The organism is Streptococcus sp. 29892 (assembly GCF_032594935.1).
Lineage (GTDB): Bacteria > Bacillota > Bacilli > Lactobacillales > Streptococcaceae > Streptococcus > Streptococcus hyiners.
This window is the reverse complement of sequence record NZ_CP118734.1, coordinates 519,677-536,469: the sequence shown is the minus strand read 5'-3', so window position 1 is coordinate 536,469 and position 16,793 is coordinate 519,677. Positions and strand designations below refer to the sequence as shown.

The 16,793-nt window shown below is 42.3% G+C and carries 14 protein-coding genes; 1 reads left to right on the top strand and 13 read right to left on the bottom strand.

Annotated features, from left to right (window positions below; translation table 11 throughout):
* Window positions 1-53 precede the first annotated feature (53 nt).
* The gene (locus PW220_RS02850) at window positions 54-866 is read left to right on the top strand and encodes a MurR/RpiR family transcriptional regulator (protein ID WP_248054710.1); all 813 of its coding nucleotides are present in this window, start codon (window positions 54-56) and stop codon (window positions 864-866) included.
* 42 nt (window positions 867-908) lie between these two features.
* Here the strand turns inward: PW220_RS02850 and PW220_RS02845 are convergent, their stop codons facing one another.
* From PW220_RS02845 to PW220_RS02785, 13 genes are all read right to left on the bottom strand, one after another.
* Window positions 909-1,877 carry an alpha/beta fold hydrolase gene (locus PW220_RS02845; protein ID WP_248054819.1) on the bottom strand — a complete coding sequence of 323 codons (969 nt, stop codon included), beginning with the start codon at window positions 1,875-1,877 and terminating at the stop codon, window positions 909-911.
* Between the two features lie 92 nt (window positions 1,878-1,969).
* Window positions 1,970-2,860, bottom strand: coding sequence for an ROK family protein (locus PW220_RS02840; protein WP_248054712.1), 891 nt, complete (start codon window positions 2,858-2,860; stop codon window positions 1,970-1,972).
* Window positions 2,861-2,869: 9 nt separating this feature from the next.
* Window positions 2,870-3,790, bottom strand: coding sequence for a dihydrodipicolinate synthase family protein (locus tag PW220_RS02835; RefSeq protein ID WP_099777131.1), 921 nt, complete (start codon window positions 3,788-3,790; stop codon window positions 2,870-2,872).
* Window positions 3,787-4,446 carry a DUF624 domain-containing protein gene (locus tag PW220_RS02830; protein WP_248054714.1) on the bottom strand — a complete coding sequence of 220 codons (660 nt, stop codon included), beginning with the start codon at window positions 4,444-4,446 and terminating at the stop codon, window positions 3,787-3,789. The genes PW220_RS02835 and PW220_RS02830 overlap by 4 nt, the downstream gene beginning before the upstream one ends.
* A 32-nt stretch (window positions 4,447-4,478) precedes the next feature.
* A complete protein-coding gene (locus PW220_RS02825) occupies window positions 4,479-4,934 on the bottom strand; it encodes a NanQ anomerase/TabA/YiaL family protein (RefSeq protein WP_248054716.1) in 456 nt (151 codons plus the stop codon).
* 29 nt (window positions 4,935-4,963) lie between these two features.
* A complete protein-coding gene (locus PW220_RS02820) occupies window positions 4,964-5,794 on the bottom strand; it encodes a carbohydrate ABC transporter permease (protein WP_172010872.1) in 831 nt (276 codons plus the stop codon).
* A 13-nt stretch (window positions 5,795-5,807) separates the two neighbouring features.
* A complete protein-coding gene (locus tag PW220_RS02815) occupies window positions 5,808-6,695 on the bottom strand; it encodes a carbohydrate ABC transporter permease (RefSeq protein WP_024380549.1) in 888 nt (295 codons plus the stop codon).
* Between the two features lie 155 nt (window positions 6,696-6,850).
* On the bottom strand, window positions 6,851-8,164 hold the full coding sequence (locus PW220_RS02810; RefSeq protein WP_105118732.1) for an ABC transporter substrate-binding protein: 1,314 nt from the start codon (window positions 8,162-8,164) through the stop codon (window positions 6,851-6,853).
* 54 nt (window positions 8,165-8,218) lie between these two features.
* Window positions 8,219-8,920: an N-acetylmannosamine-6-phosphate 2-epimerase gene (locus PW220_RS02805; RefSeq protein WP_248051033.1), complete on the bottom strand. Its 702-nt coding sequence runs from the start codon at window positions 8,918-8,920 to the stop codon at window positions 8,219-8,221.
* 224 nt (window positions 8,921-9,144) lie between these two features.
* Window positions 9,145-9,714: a carboxymuconolactone decarboxylase family protein gene (locus PW220_RS02800; RefSeq protein ID WP_248054718.1), complete on the bottom strand. Its 570-nt coding sequence runs from the start codon at window positions 9,712-9,714 to the stop codon at window positions 9,145-9,147.
* Window positions 9,715-9,987: 273 nt separating this feature from the next.
* Window positions 9,988-10,686, bottom strand: a complete 699-nt coding sequence (locus PW220_RS02795; RefSeq protein WP_248054720.1) for an HAD family hydrolase — start codon at window positions 10,684-10,686, stop codon at window positions 9,988-9,990.
* A 76-nt stretch (window positions 10,687-10,762) separates the two neighbouring features.
* The gene (locus PW220_RS02790; protein WP_248054722.1) at window positions 10,763-11,701 is read right to left on the bottom strand and encodes a TDT family transporter; all 939 of its coding nucleotides are present in this window, start codon (window positions 11,699-11,701) and stop codon (window positions 10,763-10,765) included.
* A gap of 182 nt (window positions 11,702-11,883) precedes the next feature.
* Complete coding sequence (locus PW220_RS02785; RefSeq protein ID WP_248054723.1) at window positions 11,884-16,770, bottom strand: endo-beta-N-acetylglucosaminidase; 4,887 nt, start codon at window positions 16,768-16,770, stop codon at window positions 11,884-11,886.
* Window positions 16,771-16,793: the final 23 nt, after the last annotated feature.

Genomic DNA, 16,793 nt, shown 5'->3' with positions numbered 1-16,793 from the left:
ATGAGGAGTTTTTAGTGGTATAATATCCTCAGAAGCTATCAAAGGAATGGAAAATGTTACAAACACCTAAGCATATTACGGCCATCATAGAGGCCCATTTGGACCAGATGACAAAACTTGAGAAGCAGATTGCCAGCTACTTTACCCAGCTTGATCCTGCTAGTGCTGATCTCAGTCTAGAAAATACCACTCAAACTCTGCATATTTCACCGTCTGCTCTGACCAGATTCGCTAAAAAATGTGGTTTTTCTGGCTACAGAGAATTTGTTTTTGCGTTTCAGAATAACCAGCAATATTTAGATAAACATTTCGAAAAATTGCAACGTAGCCTAACAAAAAATGTCCTGATCGACTACGAAGAAATTCTGACAGCAACCAATAATTTGGTGGACGAGGAAAAATTAGAAGAAATTGCTAAGCTCATTGACAGCAGTAAGCGTGTCTATTTCTATGGTATCGGTAGTTCTGGCCTGGTAGCCATGGAAATCAAGTCTCGTTTTATGCGGCTGGGGGTTGTCTGCGATGCCATTACAGATAAAAACAATCTCATTTGGACAACCAATATCCTAGATCAGACTTGCCTGGTTATCGGACTATCCTTGTCTGGTCAAACAGAAGAAGTCATCGAACACTTGCACTTGGCTACTCAAAAAGGGAGTACAACTGCCCTGCTAACTACCAAGGTGCCTCCCCAACCAACTTTTGATCAAATCATTCCAGTTGCCTCTGTCCGACACCTTAACTATGGCAACCGTATTTCACCTCAAATTCCCCTCCTCATCATGCTTGATGTTATCTACGCCTATTTTTTGGCCATCGACAAGGAGAGAAAAGAAAGTATTTTCAAACAAACCATCAAGGAATAATTCAAGAAAGCACTACTGTATTTCAAGTAGTGCTTTTCTTACTTAGTTATCCAAAAAACTTGTCCCGATTAAATAATCATAGACATAGTCATTAACCTTTACATGCATGGCATCGTGGGCATATTCTGGTAAGATTTTCATTTCTTTTTCAACTTCTAGTCGATTGTAGATAGCAAACTGGGTTGATGGTGGGCAGACCCCATCTTCTAAACCCGTCACCATGGCTACTGGGCATGAAATCAGATGAGCCAGATTTTTTACGTCAATATAGGATAGGTTTCGTAGAACCTCTTCTTCCCGTTCGTGAAATGGATCCGAAAATTTGAAATAGCGGAACAGTTCGTCATAGGCTTCGCTATTGTTGCCCAATTCTAAAATTCGTTTGAAATCAGATAGGAATGGATAGATGGCTACCGTTTTACTGATGTGGGGACTGAGAGCGGCTGCTACCAAGGCCAAGGCTCCTCCCTGTGAGGCACCGTAAGACACCAGGCGCTTCTGGTCAACAAAGTCCAAGCTGGCAATAATCTCAATCAGCTGATAGACATCCAGATAGACATCCTTATAAAACAAGTGGTCTGGTCCTTGAATCATCCCTCGAATAACTTGCCCCTTAACAGTGAGACCATCAAATTGCCCCAAATCCTGAGAACGCCCCGCCTGACCACGGACATCCATAGCTACTACCCCATAACCAGCTGCTAAAAATTTCAAGTTCTCAGACCAGTCGGGTCCTTGACCTTGGTAACCATGGAAATAAAAGAGAACGGGAACAGCTTGCTCACTCTTTGGAAAGAGGCACTTAGCAAAAACCTTGGAACCACTTGTACCCGTAAAGGTCAGTTCGTAGCAAGCTACATGAGGCAAGCCAGATTCTTTTTCAAGTAATACATGGTCTGCTAGACCTGTCAACTGATTTTTTTCATTCTGCCAGAAAGCATCAAAATCTGCAGGGACTTCCTGCCGACCACGATAGGTCAGCATATCCTGCAAGGTCATATTATCAATCATCATTCAACCTCTCTACAACTAGAAAAAAGACGGAAAGCTTCCAAATCTAAAGGAGAAGAGAAAGGGAAGGAAGCTCTCCATCTTATCGTATATTATAGTAGCCCCTGCTTCTGTTGGAAGTGATAGAAGGCTCCCAGCATACCAGCAGCATTCTCATGCTCTGCAAAGGCCAGCTTGGTCTTGTCTGCTAGACTTGAAACCAGGTTTGCCTTCAAAGCTGCTTGGATTTTCTCAGAAAGATACTCTTTTTGCGCCATAATACCACCGCCAAGAATGACCACTTCTGGATTGGCTACATAGCAGATATTGGCAATACCTTGACCAAGATAGTTGACCATTCGGTCAATGGCAGCAATACAGTGAGCATCTCCTGCCTTGGCTTCCTGAAAAATCTTATAACCGTTCCAGTCTGCTGGATCCTGATTATGTAAACGAGCCACTTCTTGGACAAGAGCCGTCGTTGAAGCCAGGTCTTGGAAAGCCCCATCTGAAAGGTGGAGATAGCCGACCTCACAGGCTGAATTACTAAAGCCATGGAAGATTTGACCGTCCACCAGTAAGCAGCCTCCAATGCCCGTGCCAATGGTCAAGCAAATGGAAATCCGACTACCTTGACCAGCACCTGAAATACCTTCTGCTAGTCCTGCACAGTTGACATCATTTTCAATCTCGCAAGGAAGACCGAAAGCTGTTTCTATTTCAGACTTAAACTGGGTTCCAGCATAGTTTGGAATCTGCGGCCCTGAATAGAAAATCTCTCCCTTGTCAGGGTCAACCATCCCAGCTGATGAAATAGCTACACCTGAAAGGGCATCTTGGGCATGAAAGTCTTCCACAAGTTTTTTGACTGTCGCTAGGATATGGGGGCCGCCCTTGTGGGCTTCCGTGTCCATCTTGTAACTTTCAAGAATCTGACCTGCTTCATCCAGACGACCATATTTAATCTGAGTTCCGCCAATATCAATAGCAAGATAGGTTTTCATAGACACCTCCTAGGCACCAAATCTTTCCTTAGCATCACGAATGACCTGAGCTGCTTCTTGGGCAATGATCAAGTCTGCTTCCGTCAAGGCTGTCAGAGGTTCACGAACAGAACCAATATCCAAGCCATCATTGATACGGATGACTTCCTTGATGACAGCGTACATATGACCATGACCGGAAACCAGTTTACCAATAATAGTATTGATAGTCGCCTGCAATTGACGGGCTGTTTCCAAGTCCTTGTCCGCAATCAATTGGTTCAAACGCAGGAAGAGTTCTGGCATAGCACCATAGGTACCCCCAATTCCACCCTTAGCGCCCATGAGGCGACCACCGAGAAATTGCTCATCTGGACCATTGAAGACCACATAGTCTTCACCGCCTAGACTGACAAAGGTATCAATATCCTGAACTGGCATAGAGGAATTTTTCACCCCGACCACTCGTGGATTTTTCAACATTTCCTTATAAAGACTTGGTGTCAAGGACACACCTGCCAGTTGCGGAATATTGTAGATAATGAAATCGGTGTTTGGTGCAGCTGCACTAATACCGTTCCAGTAAGCAGCAATGCTGTACTCTGGCAAACGGAAGTAAATCGGTGGGATAGCTGCAATAGCATCAACACCCAATTCTTCCGAATGACGAGCTAGCTCCACGCTGTCCTTCAAATTGTTGCAGGCTACATGGTTGATGATGGTCAATTTGCCCTTGGCAACTTCCATGACCGCTTCAAGAATTTGCTTGCGGTCTGCCACACTTTGGTAAATACATTCACCAGATGAACCGTTGACATAAAGCCCTTGAACACCCTTGTCAATGAAATACTGAACCAGGGCTTTTACACGTTCTGAACTAATCTCACCAGCCTCGTCATAACAGGCATAGAAGGCTGGGATAATTCCATGATATTTCGATAAATCTTTCATTCTAATTCCTTTTTAACTGTTTTTATTCTTGACCCAAATTCTCTAATGAATAGAAAGGATAGGCCCGCATAGGCAAAAAATAGTAGACAAACCAGACCGATTAAAAATGTCAGGTCTGAATAAAAGAGGATAGTAGCTACAAGTAGAAAGACCAGACCAACCATAGCGGTCAAGGACAACATATTCCCCAGGCATAAAATTCCTTTTAGGAATAAGTCTTTCAACTGCAAATCAAATCGACTGGCTAACGGGTAGATATAGACCCAAAGTAGCTGACTAAAGAGCAGGATGGCAATACAGCTTGCACGAAAACTGTCAAATACCAGACCAGCCTGTCCCAGAATCAGATATAGATCCAAGAGGCAAAATGTCGTTAACCCAATTTCTACCAGTGACAAGACCAGACCCTGTTTCCACTGGCGACCAAAATGACCCCAGTAGGTCGACCAGACCTTTACTTTCCCCTCTTCATTCATGTCCCATAAACTCGCTTGGAGGGCTAGTTTGGCAATTCCCAAGGTAAAAAGAGGAAGACTTGCCAAAACAGTTAAGCCATTTAAGAGCATGAGATCAAAGAGTTTTTCTACCAGTTGCCATGCTGGATGATTAACATCAAACAAGGACTGAACCAGTGTTCTACCACCCTTTCCTTTCATTTACATCTTCCCCTTTCTATTTTAGTTGAGAACTAATCGTCTATTAAGACTTTAATGACAAACTTGCGGACAGTCTTTTGTCCACCTGCCCATTGGTTTGGCTGATGAACCTCACCAGGTAGGAAAATAGCAAAGTAATTCCCATCAAGTAGGCAATCCACCCATTTTTCACTCGGAACAAAACCGATATCACTTGCTGGATCAAAACCAGTATCTTCTCCAACCAGACGACAACCGTAAGAAATTTGTTCCTGTCCGCTGATAACAAAATGGATGTCTGCGTAGGAACGATGGTATTCAAATTCCTCCTTGAACTCTTCAGAGAGAGTATTTTCCTGAAGGAAGTAATAGACAGCCTGACCAGCGATTTCATACCTGCCTAGGCCCTGCTCGCGAAAATCACCCTTTTCCAAAACAGCCAAGGCAAGATCCAAATTGGGATGTAGTCCCTTATATTGTGAACAATTGTCAATATGATCATAAATCATGTATCTTTCTCCACCAACTATCCGAATTCTTAGCCTTTAACCGCTCCCATGGTGATACCTTGAGTAAAGGATTTTTGGAAGACAAGGAAGACAGTAACGATTGGCACTGCAGCCATAGCAGCTCCCGCCATGATAACACCATAGTTGGTTGCCATTTCAGCCTGCATGGTTGCAACACCTAGCGAAATAGTCAAATTCTGACGTGAAGTCAACATAACCAACTGCATGAAGTAGTCATTCCAAGAGTTGATAAAGGTAAAGATAGCCAAGGCTGCAAAACCTGGTTTGACAATTGGAAAGGCAACATTCCAGAAGGTTGATACTTCTCCACAACCATCAATTTTAGCAGATTCCAACAATTCTGTCGGAATATTTTCTGAGAATTGCTTCATCAAGAAAACACCGAATGGCCAGCCAACTAAGGGTAGAATAACTGCCGCTAAGGTATCATGAATTCCCATAAAGTTGATAATCCGTACCAGAGGCACAAGCACAACCTGCTTAGGAAGAGCCATGGCAGCGATGAAGATTGAGAACAAAATCCGCTGTCCGTAGAACCGTTTCTTAGCCAAGACATAACCAGCTAGAGAAGAGGTCATACAAACCAAAATCATGGTCGCCAAGGAAATAAAGACTGAGTTCCATAGCCACTGCAAGGCTGGGTTTTGGACTGTCAATTTAGTAAAGTTTTCCATGGTTGGCTGGGTTGGCCACCACTGAGGCGGAATGACAATGGTATGCGGTTGTGACTTAAAGGCACCTGTCATAATCCAATAGAAAGGGAATATGAAAAGGATGGTCAACAAGAGCAAGATAATCGTTGAAATAACACCAAAGGGTGTAATGGTTTTCTTTTTCATAGTTTCCTCCTTTCTAGTATTCCACATCATTACCCAAAATCTTGAATTGGGCAAAGGAAATCAGTGCAATCATGACTGCCAGGAAAACACCCATGGTATTTGCATATCCATACTCAGACAACTTGAAGGCTTTTTCGTACAAGTAGTACATGAGGGTGGAGGTTGAATAGTTAGGTCCACCTGAGGTCAAGAGCTGAATAAGGGCAAAACACTGGAAGGAGTTAATGGTTGTAATAACTGCGATATAAAGAGTGGTTGGTAAGAGGCTTGGCCATTTTATTTGCCAGAAAACCTGATGTTCGTTGGCACCGTCCACACGCGCAGCTTCTACCAAGGAATTATCAATATTTCCAAGAGCTGCAATGTAAAGAATAATCGGCTGACCAACTGAAGTTGTTAAGAGGATAATGATAATGGCTAACAAGGCCCACTGTTTATCCCCTAACCAACTGATATTTTGTTCAATAAGGCCACCTGATTTCAAAACGAAGTTCAAGATACCTGACAGGGGATCGTAAATCCATTTCCAAACAACCGTTACAGCAACGGAACCCGTTACAACAGGCAGGAAGAAGACTGCCCGATAGAAGGAGCGAGCGATGACATTCTTTTCATAGGTCTGCGAAGCGACAAAGACTGAAAAGAAGACAACAACTGGCACTGAACCAACCACGATAATCAATGTGTTAATCAGAGATTTGATAAAGATCGGATCATTAAACATCCGTACATAATTATCCAGTCCAACAAAGGTGAAATCTGTCATGGTATAGTTAAAGAAACTAGTGACAAATCCCATGATCATTGGAGCGAGTACAAAAATGGTGAAGAAAATGAGAATAGGAGCCAAGAAGGTATAGGATACAATGGTTTCCCGCATTCTAATCTTATTTATCTGCACTTAGAACACCTCAATTCTATTCGTAATCATTCTTTATGAAAATCAAAATACCTACTGAAAAAATAATTCTTGATTTTCACAAAGCATGAAAGGAATGGCTCCTTTTCCATATCTATTGAATAGCTAACAGAGAAAAGGAGCCTCATTCAATTCATTTATTTAATGGTTGCGTTTGCTTGCTCAGTGAATTCTTTCAAAGCAGCCTCTGCTTCTTTTTCGCCATTTGATACAGCTTGAAGCATTGGGAACCAAAGAGTTCTCATTTCAGCAAATCCATCAATTGTGTTGTAGTATGGTGAGTAGTAACCAGTCCACTTGTCAATAGTAGCCATGCGTTCGTCATCATAGAGAGCACCAAATGATGTACGAACTGGGAAGGCACCTGTACGAACAACGTTCTTAGGACCCCATTCTTTGTCATCTGCGATGAACTGGATGAATTTCTTAGACGCTGCTACACGAGCTTCGTCGCCATTGTTGAAGACTGCAAAGCCGTTTACAAGGTATTCAAGAGCTGCTTTACCATCTTCAGATGGGAATGGTACTTCAAGAACTTCTACTTTAGATGCTTCTAACAATTGTCCTTGGATACCATTTTGAGCAGGTCCCCAAAGGATAGTGTAAGAAGTTTGACCATTTGCAAAGTTTTGGATGTCATCGCCACCTGCGTATTGAGAGCCGTTCATCATATAGCCGTCTTTAATCCAACCAGCTGCCTTATCCAAAGCCTTGATCATTTGTTCAGAATCAGTTGTATACTTAGTTACGCCTTCGTCTGTGATGCTTCCGCTGTAAAGGTTTGCCAAGAAGGCACGAGTACCTTGGTCACCACCTTGACCGTTAGAGAAGAGGGAACCAGGGTTGTAACCCTTGTCTTTCAAAGCCTTGATAACTTTTTCAAAGTCGTCTGTTGTCCAGCCATCTTTTACAAGGTCAAGAACACCAGCATCTTTCAACATCGCTTTGTTGAAGGCCATATAGAATGGAGCAGAGCTGAGTGGGTACATGTAGGCAGTATCACCAGCCTTAGATGCTTGAATGATGTTATCGTTGTTCACATCTTTAACAAACTCATCTGTAAAGAGGTCGTTCAATTCAGCCAATTTACCATTTTTTCCGTAGGTGATGATACGGCCTGGTGCATCAAAGAGAACGTCTGGAGCAGTACCTGCTTCGATAGCAGTCGTGATTTTTTCTGGACCAGATGTAAAGTCAATGGTTTCCAGTTTTACAGTAATGTCTGGGTTAGCTTCCTCAAAAGCAGCAATAATTTTTTGCTCATAGGTACCAACACCGTCTTCTGTATTCTCTTGTGTGAATACTGGGAAGGCCCACCAAGTGATTTCTGTCTTACCAGAAGCACTTGATTCAGCTGTTTTTTCAGCAGTTGTATTACTGCTACCACCACTACATGCTGCGAGTGACAAAACTGCCACACCAGCTAACAATGAATGTATGATTTTTTTCATCATTCTTCTCCTTTATTTTTTTGCTTCCCCATATGGGGTTATTAGACTATGTAACTATTTTTTCAGAGCCTGGATAAACCGCTCCGCTATTTCCTTAGGACGGGTAATGGCTCCGCCAACGACGATACCTGCCACACCTAAATCGTGAATGGTCCTAGCTTGATCTGGATAGTGGATTTTTCCTTCTGCGATGACATCAATCCCAGCACGACAAAGTCGGTCAACCAACTCAATATCTGGTCCATCTTCTTGTCGGCTATAGGATGTATAGCCTGATAGGGTCGTTCCAACAAAATCAATACCTGCCTCGTAGGCTGTCACACCTTCTTCATAGGTGGAAATATCTGCCATGAAGAGTTGATGTGGATATTTTTCCTTGATTTGTTTGATGAAATCAACGATGTCCAGACCATCATAACGCTCACGTTTAGTACAATCCAGGGCAATAACTGCAATGTCTAGCTCAGCTAGCTCGTCCACCTCTCTCATCGTTGCCGTAATGAAAGGCTCCTGAGGAGGGTAATCTCTCTTGATAATTCCGATAATAGGTAAATCGGTTACTTCCTTGATTTCTTTAATATCTCGAACACTGTTTGCTCGAATACCTACAGCACCCGCTTCCTGGGCTGCCTTGACCAATAGAGGAATAACTCCGCCTTCTTCACTATATAAAGGCTCACCTGGTAAAGCTTGACAGGAAATAATAATGCCATCTTTAATTTGTTCTTTTAAGGCTTCTTTGCTGATGGTAGCCATTCATTTCTCCTTTCTATTACCGGATCCGAGTTAGCGCTTACATTATTATTATACAATATATTGACATCTTTTCAACAGACTTTTACATTTAAATTTTAATTTCTGTCTGAAGAAAGAAAAGGGGATTTTTTGAAACTACTTTCTATTTTCTAACTTTTTTATAAAAATAGTTTCACTTGCTACAATTGAAAAACCAGCCGGCTAGTCCGACTGGCTTTCAAATTCTATTCTTCATCTTTCAAAGCATAGGGCTGCAGTTCAGGATTGATTGGGGTGTTAATCAGGTTATTTGCATAGTTACAGAGGGTCGCAAGGCTGACACCTAGCACAACATCCAAGGCATTCTCAGCTGTATAGCCAGCTTGGAAAAGTTCTTCTAGTAACTGATCACCAACCTTGCCTTTTTCATGAATGACTGCCAAGGTAAAGCGAGCCAATGTATCCAATTTCGCATCTGCCTCAATAGGTGTCCCCTGACGAAGAGCCTGCAAAATCTCATCTGGCATCTTGATTTGCTTGATAGATATAGCAGTATGACCTGCTACACAGAAGCCACATCCATTTGCTACAGCCGCTGTGATTTGCACGACTTCACGCTCAGTCGGTGTCAGACTGTTGCGGCGATTGATGCCTCCTATTGTCTGATAGGTTTCCAAGGCTGTCGGGGAGTTGGCCAACAGACCAATCAGGTTTGGAATGTAGCCACCATTGTTTTTCTTGACCGTTTCCAAATTTTCTTTCAAATCAGGTCTAACCGTGTCCAAGGTATGAATTGGGAAAAATGTTTGTGTCATAGGGGTACTCCATTTCATGAATTTTTATGAGGCTGGGCAAAAAGCCCAGGACCGCTTCTCAACGTTAGCGTCAACATCTCAGCGCAGTGGTTGATTGGCAGATTTGTTCGTGTTTTACACTCCAAATCTGACCTAATCAACTGTGCGGGGGTGGGAAGACGAACTCTTCTATGATTGGTCGAGTTCTTTCCCACTCCCAGCTTATAGGACTATCCTATCATAAAAATAGCCTGTCTGCTAATATATTTTACCTATCGCACCCATAAAAAAAGGCTAATCCATCTGGAAAATCGCCTCTCTTAAGTCCTCCCACTTATCTACAATCTTGTCTGGACTGACACTGGTTTCAGGGGCTGAACGCAACCGATGATTAAACCAAATAGCCTGCCAACCACAAGCCTTGGCCCCTATGACATCATTCTCAAAGGAATCACCTACATAACAAATCTCATCAGAGGAAAATCCCAAACGTTGCTCCATGACCTTAAAAATCTGCGGATTTGGTTTAGCTACCCCAAGCTGACCGGAAATAAGAATTAGAGCTTGATCAAACCAATCCAAAAGACCCAAAGTGCGTATCTTCCGCAATTGGTGGCGATGAGGACCATTGGTTATGATCCCAAGCGCAAGTCCCCTTTCTTTACAATGAGAAAAAATCGCTGGAAACATAGGACTAAGCTCCAACTGCCCTTGGAAATAATCATAATCAATCTGAATGGTCAAAGCTAGGGCATCCGATACCTGAAATCCAAAATCAGCTAGAGCTGCTTTCATCCGATAGATATGGCTGTCCTTTAAACTCATCTTGCCAGTCGCTGCTGCTTCAAATACCTGATCCGCATGATGACGAAAGGCTAGATAAAGGGGACCGACTAGCTCATCATCCACCTGCAAATGCCTATCCAAAGCCTTTTTGAAGGGCTGGATTTGGTCGTACAAGGTATCATCTAAATCAAAAATCACTGCTTTCATGGTTTGATTATAACAAAAAACCTAGCCTCTTGACTAGATTTTCTGCTTTGAATAATTTCCATATCCCTTCACAGACCTACACACTCTCCTCAGCCGAGGACCAAGCACTGACTAACTCTCTTGACAGGTGATTGACATACAGAAAAGCTACTCCCGCAATCACAAGCGTCGCCAGGATGATCTCCACTTGCAAGACAAATGACAGGAGGGATTGAAGTCCCACCAACTTCCCTAGGGTCAGTTTTAGGGAAATAGCAGAGCTGACAAGCGGAAAAGTAAAGGCTGCAAAGAGAGGACTAAAACCATTTTTGGTCAATCGTCTGAGCGAGAGAACCACTGTTAGATAGAAGGATTGGGACAGGACTAACAAAAACACAAGCAAGCGCAAATCTACCTGCTCTGCCAATTGAAGATAGGCAGTTAAAAGCAGGGCAGTCGGAGCTGCAAAAATAGCTAGCAGGGGAAACTGAGCCTGAACCAATTTAACACGCAGCAAACGATACACAACAACTGGCAACAAGATAGCAAAGGAAATACCCGCAAAAATCAGAGAAAACCATCCCAGTCTAAAGGCTTGATAGACTGGAGCAGTCACCCCAGCCATGGCAAAGCCTACATAGACGATAAACCAGCTTGGAAAAACCAACTCCAACCTTCTTGGAACGATAAACCGATAGGAGAAATAGACGATATAGGCACCGTAAAGCAAAACCAGAGTCAACCAAATTCCTTTACCAATTCCCAAAGGTAGAGGAGAAAGACTAGCTGTCAGCAATAACAAGCCCATAAAAAGTGTAGCAAAACAAGAAGCAACAATGGGCTGACCTAGCTCAGTCCTAGTTTTTGACCAGACAGCAAAAATTCTGGAAAACAAAATACTATAACCCAGTAGGGCAAGAGCTTGTAAACTAGGCTTGATAAGGGGATGAACTGGAGCTAATAGATTGGCCAAAGCTACCAGAGCCAGTAGCAGACCTGAAAGGGCTAGGGGGACTTGGACTAAACTTCTTTTCATATTGGACCTCCGTGATAGATATGATGACTGATTGTAACAAGTTTAAACGAGTTACTCCTATCCTATCAGAAAAAGAAGATCCTTACTAATATATATTATTTATCCATCCTATAAAAAATGAATATAGGATAAACAGATTGGAGAAGGTAGCCAAAAGCCCACACTCCAATCTGTCCTTGAGATTATCTTTCTTTTTTACGCAAAATGCCTGCACCAAGTAAGCCTACTAGCCCTATACAAATCAGTCCAGAACTTACTTCAGAACCCGTATTCGGTAATTGTTTGGAAGTGGTCAAAGAACTCCTTTCTTCGACTTTATTGGTGGTTAGAAGCGGTCCTTCTGCCACAGGCACCTCTGTATGTTCAAAGATGACTGGTTTAAGAACCTCTCCCATATCCTGAAATGCAAGACTGGTGACCGATGGGTTCTTATTAAGAATTTGGCCGCCCTCTTTATCCAGTACCAATAATCCATCCATTTTTTCAACCTGTGTCTGTAAGAGTTCTTCGATAGGAAATTCTGGATTCGGGGAACTTGTCAAACCAGTTCCTACAGCACTGATGCTTCTATATACAACCAAGTATTCACTGAAATGTTTCGCAACAAAAGCAACTGCCTTATATGCTCGCCCATTCTCATCAAAAGCAATTGTTTCTGTAAAATCGAGTTTCTCCTCTTGAGTGGAATTTGGAAGATAACTAACACGCAATACCTCCTTGCCCTCATCAATCGGTAACAGAACCAGAGCTTCTTTTACATTTTGTACAGGATTTCCGTCTTGATCCAATAACTGAATATCGAACAAATCATAATCTTCATCTGATAAAACCTGCGGAGTATGGATATGATTTGTTTCCATATGTCGCACTCTCAAAGAAACAATCTGCTTATTTTCACCCTCCTCAAACAAGACACGGACTCCTGTATTCACTTCTTGCAATTCGAAAGCTGGATTTGGACTAGGGAGATACTCAGAAATAGTAAGAGGAGCACCTGGTTGCTCAACCAAACTTTCTTCTACTTGTGAACTGTGATCAACTAATTCTTCAAGTTCTTCTTTCTCAACCTCGGAAATAGTTGGCTTGTCCATGTTCTCGACCACAGATGGAGCTACTGGTTCCTGAGGACCAGACACTAATTCTTTTGGAGAATCTGCCTGAGAAGTCACCGAACTACTATCCTCTTTTACTACAACTACCTTATCCAATAACTGCCGATAAGTTGAAATAGCGTCATTAGTCAGCTGGGTCAGTAATCCAATATCATCTTGGACACTATCATCTCGCAACTTGAAGGCAGCAATCTCAGCTAAAAATTCTACCAAACCTTTTTGCTCCTCATCTGACAAAAGAGCGAAGTTCGGTTCTCCTTTCATAGACTGTAAGGTTGCCTCTCCCTGATCTAGCATCTGATAATTCAACTCCTCCACACTGACAACCGCTTGTGTACGAAGTCCCTTGTAAGAAATTGTTAGGGTTTGAGGTCCAAATTTCATCGCATCATACCCAAATACGCTTACTGTATCATCAAACTGCTTCTCCTCAATCTGACCATTATCATAGACCAGTTCCAAACTACTCTTATCTAGCTCCAGCTCCTGCCCTCTCAGATAAGTCGAACGAGCTAGTTTTTTCACACCTATATTGACAAGCGTTCTGTCAGGAATTGTAGTATCTTCGGCAATCACTGAGAATCGTAAAAACTGTCCTGTATCTTGACCATTAAATCGAACCCCTACTTCTTTCAGTCCTGCTGTATCCGTTTCAAAAGTAGTCAGTTCTACTAGTCCATTAGAGAGAGGGACTTTCTCAACTCTAGATTGACCATCTACAAAACTTGTGACTTCAATGAATCCATCTGTGAGATTCAAAGCTTCACCTAAATGATAACGGAATTGAAAATCTTTTCCTAGTGCCAAATTGGTCGCAACAATCTTACGATTACTAGCTTCAAATGGCAAGGCCAAGATATTCGACAACTCTTTTCCAGCAGCTTTAGCGCGATAATAAAGCATTCCCTTAGAACCTTTTAAACCTAGCTGTTTGAAAACCAAGTGACCTGATTGGTCTGCTTGTCCCTGAGCAAGCTCGTGATTGCCCTCTTTATCTGAATAAAGGTAAATTGTCGTATGAGCGGGAACATCTTTGAAAGAAGCTGCATAAAGACCATCTGAAATATGTTCTACTAGCCCCCTATTCATTGGAAGATTTTCAGTTTCATTCACGACTGTTTCATACATCTTCCAGTTATAGATACGGATTCCTCCCCAAGGTGTACCATTATCACGCTTAGTCACATTTAGGCGCCATTCTAAAGCTCTGATAGGTTCTCTTAAAATAATATCTGTTACATGATCCTTATTCCCAACAACTTGGTGGGCTAGTTTCCACTCACCAGTTTCCATATCTTTATACTGTAAATCAAAAGTATGGGTATTCATAGAGCCATCTTGAACAGCTTCACCACCAGCCCCTGCATGGTCAACAATCCATCTTGCCACCCTTCTAGGCTGTGTCAATTCAATATCCACATGATCCTGATAACGATCAGAATACCACTTGTCTGCAGTATTATTGATAGTTCCTGACAAGAGGTTTTGAGGTCCCTCTGAATTACTTCCAGCAGACGAATAGGTTATTTTAGCGCCTAGCACAATATTCTCTGCTGGCGGAGTAGGGAAAGTTGTATCGTCCACTTGCAACTTCCAATCAAAATTTGTGATGTGCCCAGTGGAACGAGTGCCATTTTTAGCTACTGCTACAACTTTCAATCTCTGACTGCTACCTTCTGCTCGAGCCGAACGTCGTAAAGTCGGAAGATAGGCTACTGTCGACGAGGTAGCGTTGACGATTTCCCACTCACCATCAATGTCTTGATAGATTTCATAATAATCAGCCCCCTCAACTCCTTTATAAGAAATGATAACTTCGCCCTCTTGAGCATTGGCTAAATTACTGGCTTCGATTCTTATATCACTCGGTGCAGCAAGGACCAAGGTCGAATTTCCTATGGACAGTGAACCTAAATTGAAAGCCATGTCCTCAATAGATTGTTCGGACGATAATCGCAATTTCAAGCCATATATTTTCTTAGTAGCTAAAGAAGATAAAGATATCGAACTCTTTGTCCAATCTTCCCCAGGCTGTAAACCAAAGTAAACAGTGTTCTCCTCTGCATGGTCCTTACTGGTTGCCAATCCAATTTCAGCTGTCATACCTGGATGTCCCTTGCTGACAACATTTAAGAGAGAATTAGCCGTCACATCCAAATCCATGGCATATAGCATGATATCTGAACGGCTATTTTCTTGCATTTGACCCGTGAATTTCAAAGAAGTCCCTGAATGATAGGCATCTTCAAAGTCATAGTTCCCTTCCACACTAGCTTTATCTGAACGAATCCACCATCGCCACGTTGGCATAATCTGTTGCACGGAACGAGAATTCCAAGGAAGGTTCTTATTTTTCACACCGTCAACAAACCAGTATTTCCCATGACCTGTATTAAAATTAGTATGGAAATTTTCACCAACTATCGGAGTTTTTTCCACTACATAACGTGATATGCCAGACCAAAAAGTCGTGTCATCAGAGGTAGTAGGATCACCATTTGGCCCTGTCCAGAAAATCTGTTCATGCTTATGGAAATCAACACCATCTTTGGCAATTCCCATAATCGTATCTGGGACAAACAAACCCAAAGAAACCCTAGCTTTCCCTTCTTCATCTACTAAGGCTTTTTTAGAATAATAGGTATTATATGAACCACCTTTTTGTAATTCAAGACCTGCATAGGCATCAAAAGGACTTCGACCAATTTTGTTCAAAGTTTCTACAGTGGTATCAATGTGATTCTTGTCCCAATTAAAGTTAACGAAGAAATCATCCACAGCGACATCGCCCTCAGAATCACCTTGCATAAAGACCTTGTTCCGTTCATCCACTGCATTTCCATGATAACGGCCCCCTGTAGAACTCATGGCATCATACCAAGCAAAATCAAATGTTTGTAAACCAATTTCTTTCGCATAGGATTTAGCATAATGCATAAAATCTATATAACTATCCGACCACTGTTTGCCACGGGACATATTGGTTTCTTGGTTAATAAAATAGCCATCAAAACCATAGTAATTTGCAATATCGACCAATTTTCTAGCAACTGGAAAGGTGCTTGATTGCGGTGCATCCTCTTGTAATACATAGCGAACAACCTGTCTATCACTTTCAGAAGCTGACCAATTATGGAAAATAGTTCCATAAATTGGGACACCGTTTCTATGGGCAGCATCAATGACATCTGGATTGGGAACCAAACCATCCCAAAAAACCATAGAATCCAAATACTGCCAGTTATCAAAAGCATAGACCCCCAATCCCTGATCTCCACCACCTACCGATGAATTTCCTGCACTACTGGAAGAAAGGTAGGCCAAAGATTGAACCTTTGCATCAGGATTAGCTAGAGGATTGGTTGCCTGTCCCTTAACACGTTCCGCAAGCGGGACAGCAGACTTAGCAATTTCTGAATAGATATCTGTTTCAGGTTGCCAATCAAGGAGTTTATCTAAATCAACTTTTATATTCTGAGGCTTAAAAGGTCTTACTTGGCTCTCTGACGCAGTAAATTTTTCAAAAACATTAGGCAAGTCCTCAGATGGTCTAACTTCCGCCTCTTCCAAAGCTAGATTGCTGGTTACATTCAAGTCTTCCTTATCTAGAAGAGGCTGGCTATTTTCTAGCATTTCTTCATTTCCTGCCCTCTCTCCACTGGTAACAGCCGAAAGTGATTGGTTGGCTAAGTGACTTGTAGCTTCAACAATAAGTCTTTCTTCTTCCACTGGCTCTACGCTACTCGTCGCTTGGCCAGCCTCTTCAGCAGTAACTAGCTTATTCTCATTCTCTAGTGTGAGGCTACTGATTTCAACCTCCTCAGCACCTACTTCCTGTGTCGGCAAGCATACACCTGTTAAAAACATTGAAATTGCTACAGAACCTACTCCTAGACAGGTCTTACGAATAGCATACTGAATGTGCTTATCTAAAAACTTTTTATCTTTACTCCTCATGGTATCTCCTCTCTATCTACATG

Coding starts and splice junctions, on each gene's coding strand:
- PW220_RS02850 (WP_248054710.1), top strand. CDS start 54: ATGTTACAAACACCTAAGCATATTACGGCCATCATAGAGGCCCATTTG.
- PW220_RS02845 (WP_248054819.1), bottom strand. CDS start 1,877: ATGATTGATAATATGACCTTGCAGGATATGCTGACCTATCGTGGTCGG.
- PW220_RS02840 (WP_248054712.1), bottom strand. CDS start 2,860: ATGAAAACCTATCTTGCTATTGATATTGGCGGAACTCAGATTAAATAT.
- PW220_RS02835 (WP_099777131.1), bottom strand. CDS start 3,790: ATGAAAGATTTATCGAAATATCATGGAATTATCCCAGCCTTCTATGCC.
- PW220_RS02830 (WP_248054714.1), bottom strand. CDS start 4,446: ATGAAAGGAAAGGGTGGTAGAACACTGGTTCAGTCCTTGTTTGATGTT.
- PW220_RS02825 (WP_248054716.1), bottom strand. CDS start 4,934: ATGATTTATGATCATATTGACAATTGTTCACAATATAAGGGACTACAT.
- PW220_RS02820 (WP_172010872.1), bottom strand. CDS start 5,794: ATGAAAAAGAAAACCATTACACCCTTTGGTGTTATTTCAACGATTATC.
- PW220_RS02810 (WP_105118732.1), bottom strand. CDS start 8,164: ATGAAAAAAATCATACATTCATTGTTAGCTGGTGTGGCAGTTTTGTCA.
- PW220_RS02805 (WP_248051033.1), bottom strand. CDS start 8,920: ATGGCTACCATCAGCAAAGAAGCCTTAAAAGAACAAATTAAAGATGGC.
- PW220_RS02800 (WP_248054718.1), bottom strand. CDS start 9,714: ATGACACAAACATTTTTCCCAATTCATACCTTGGACACGGTTAGACCT.
- PW220_RS02795 (WP_248054720.1), bottom strand. CDS start 10,686: ATGAAAGCAGTGATTTTTGATTTAGATGATACCTTGTACGACCAAATC.
- PW220_RS02790 (WP_248054722.1), bottom strand. CDS start 11,701: ATGAAAAGAAGTTTAGTCCAAGTCCCCCTAGCCCTTTCAGGTCTGCTA.
- PW220_RS02785 (WP_248054723.1), bottom strand. CDS start 16,770: ATGAGGAGTAAAGATAAAAAGTTTTTAGATAAGCACATTCAGTATGCT.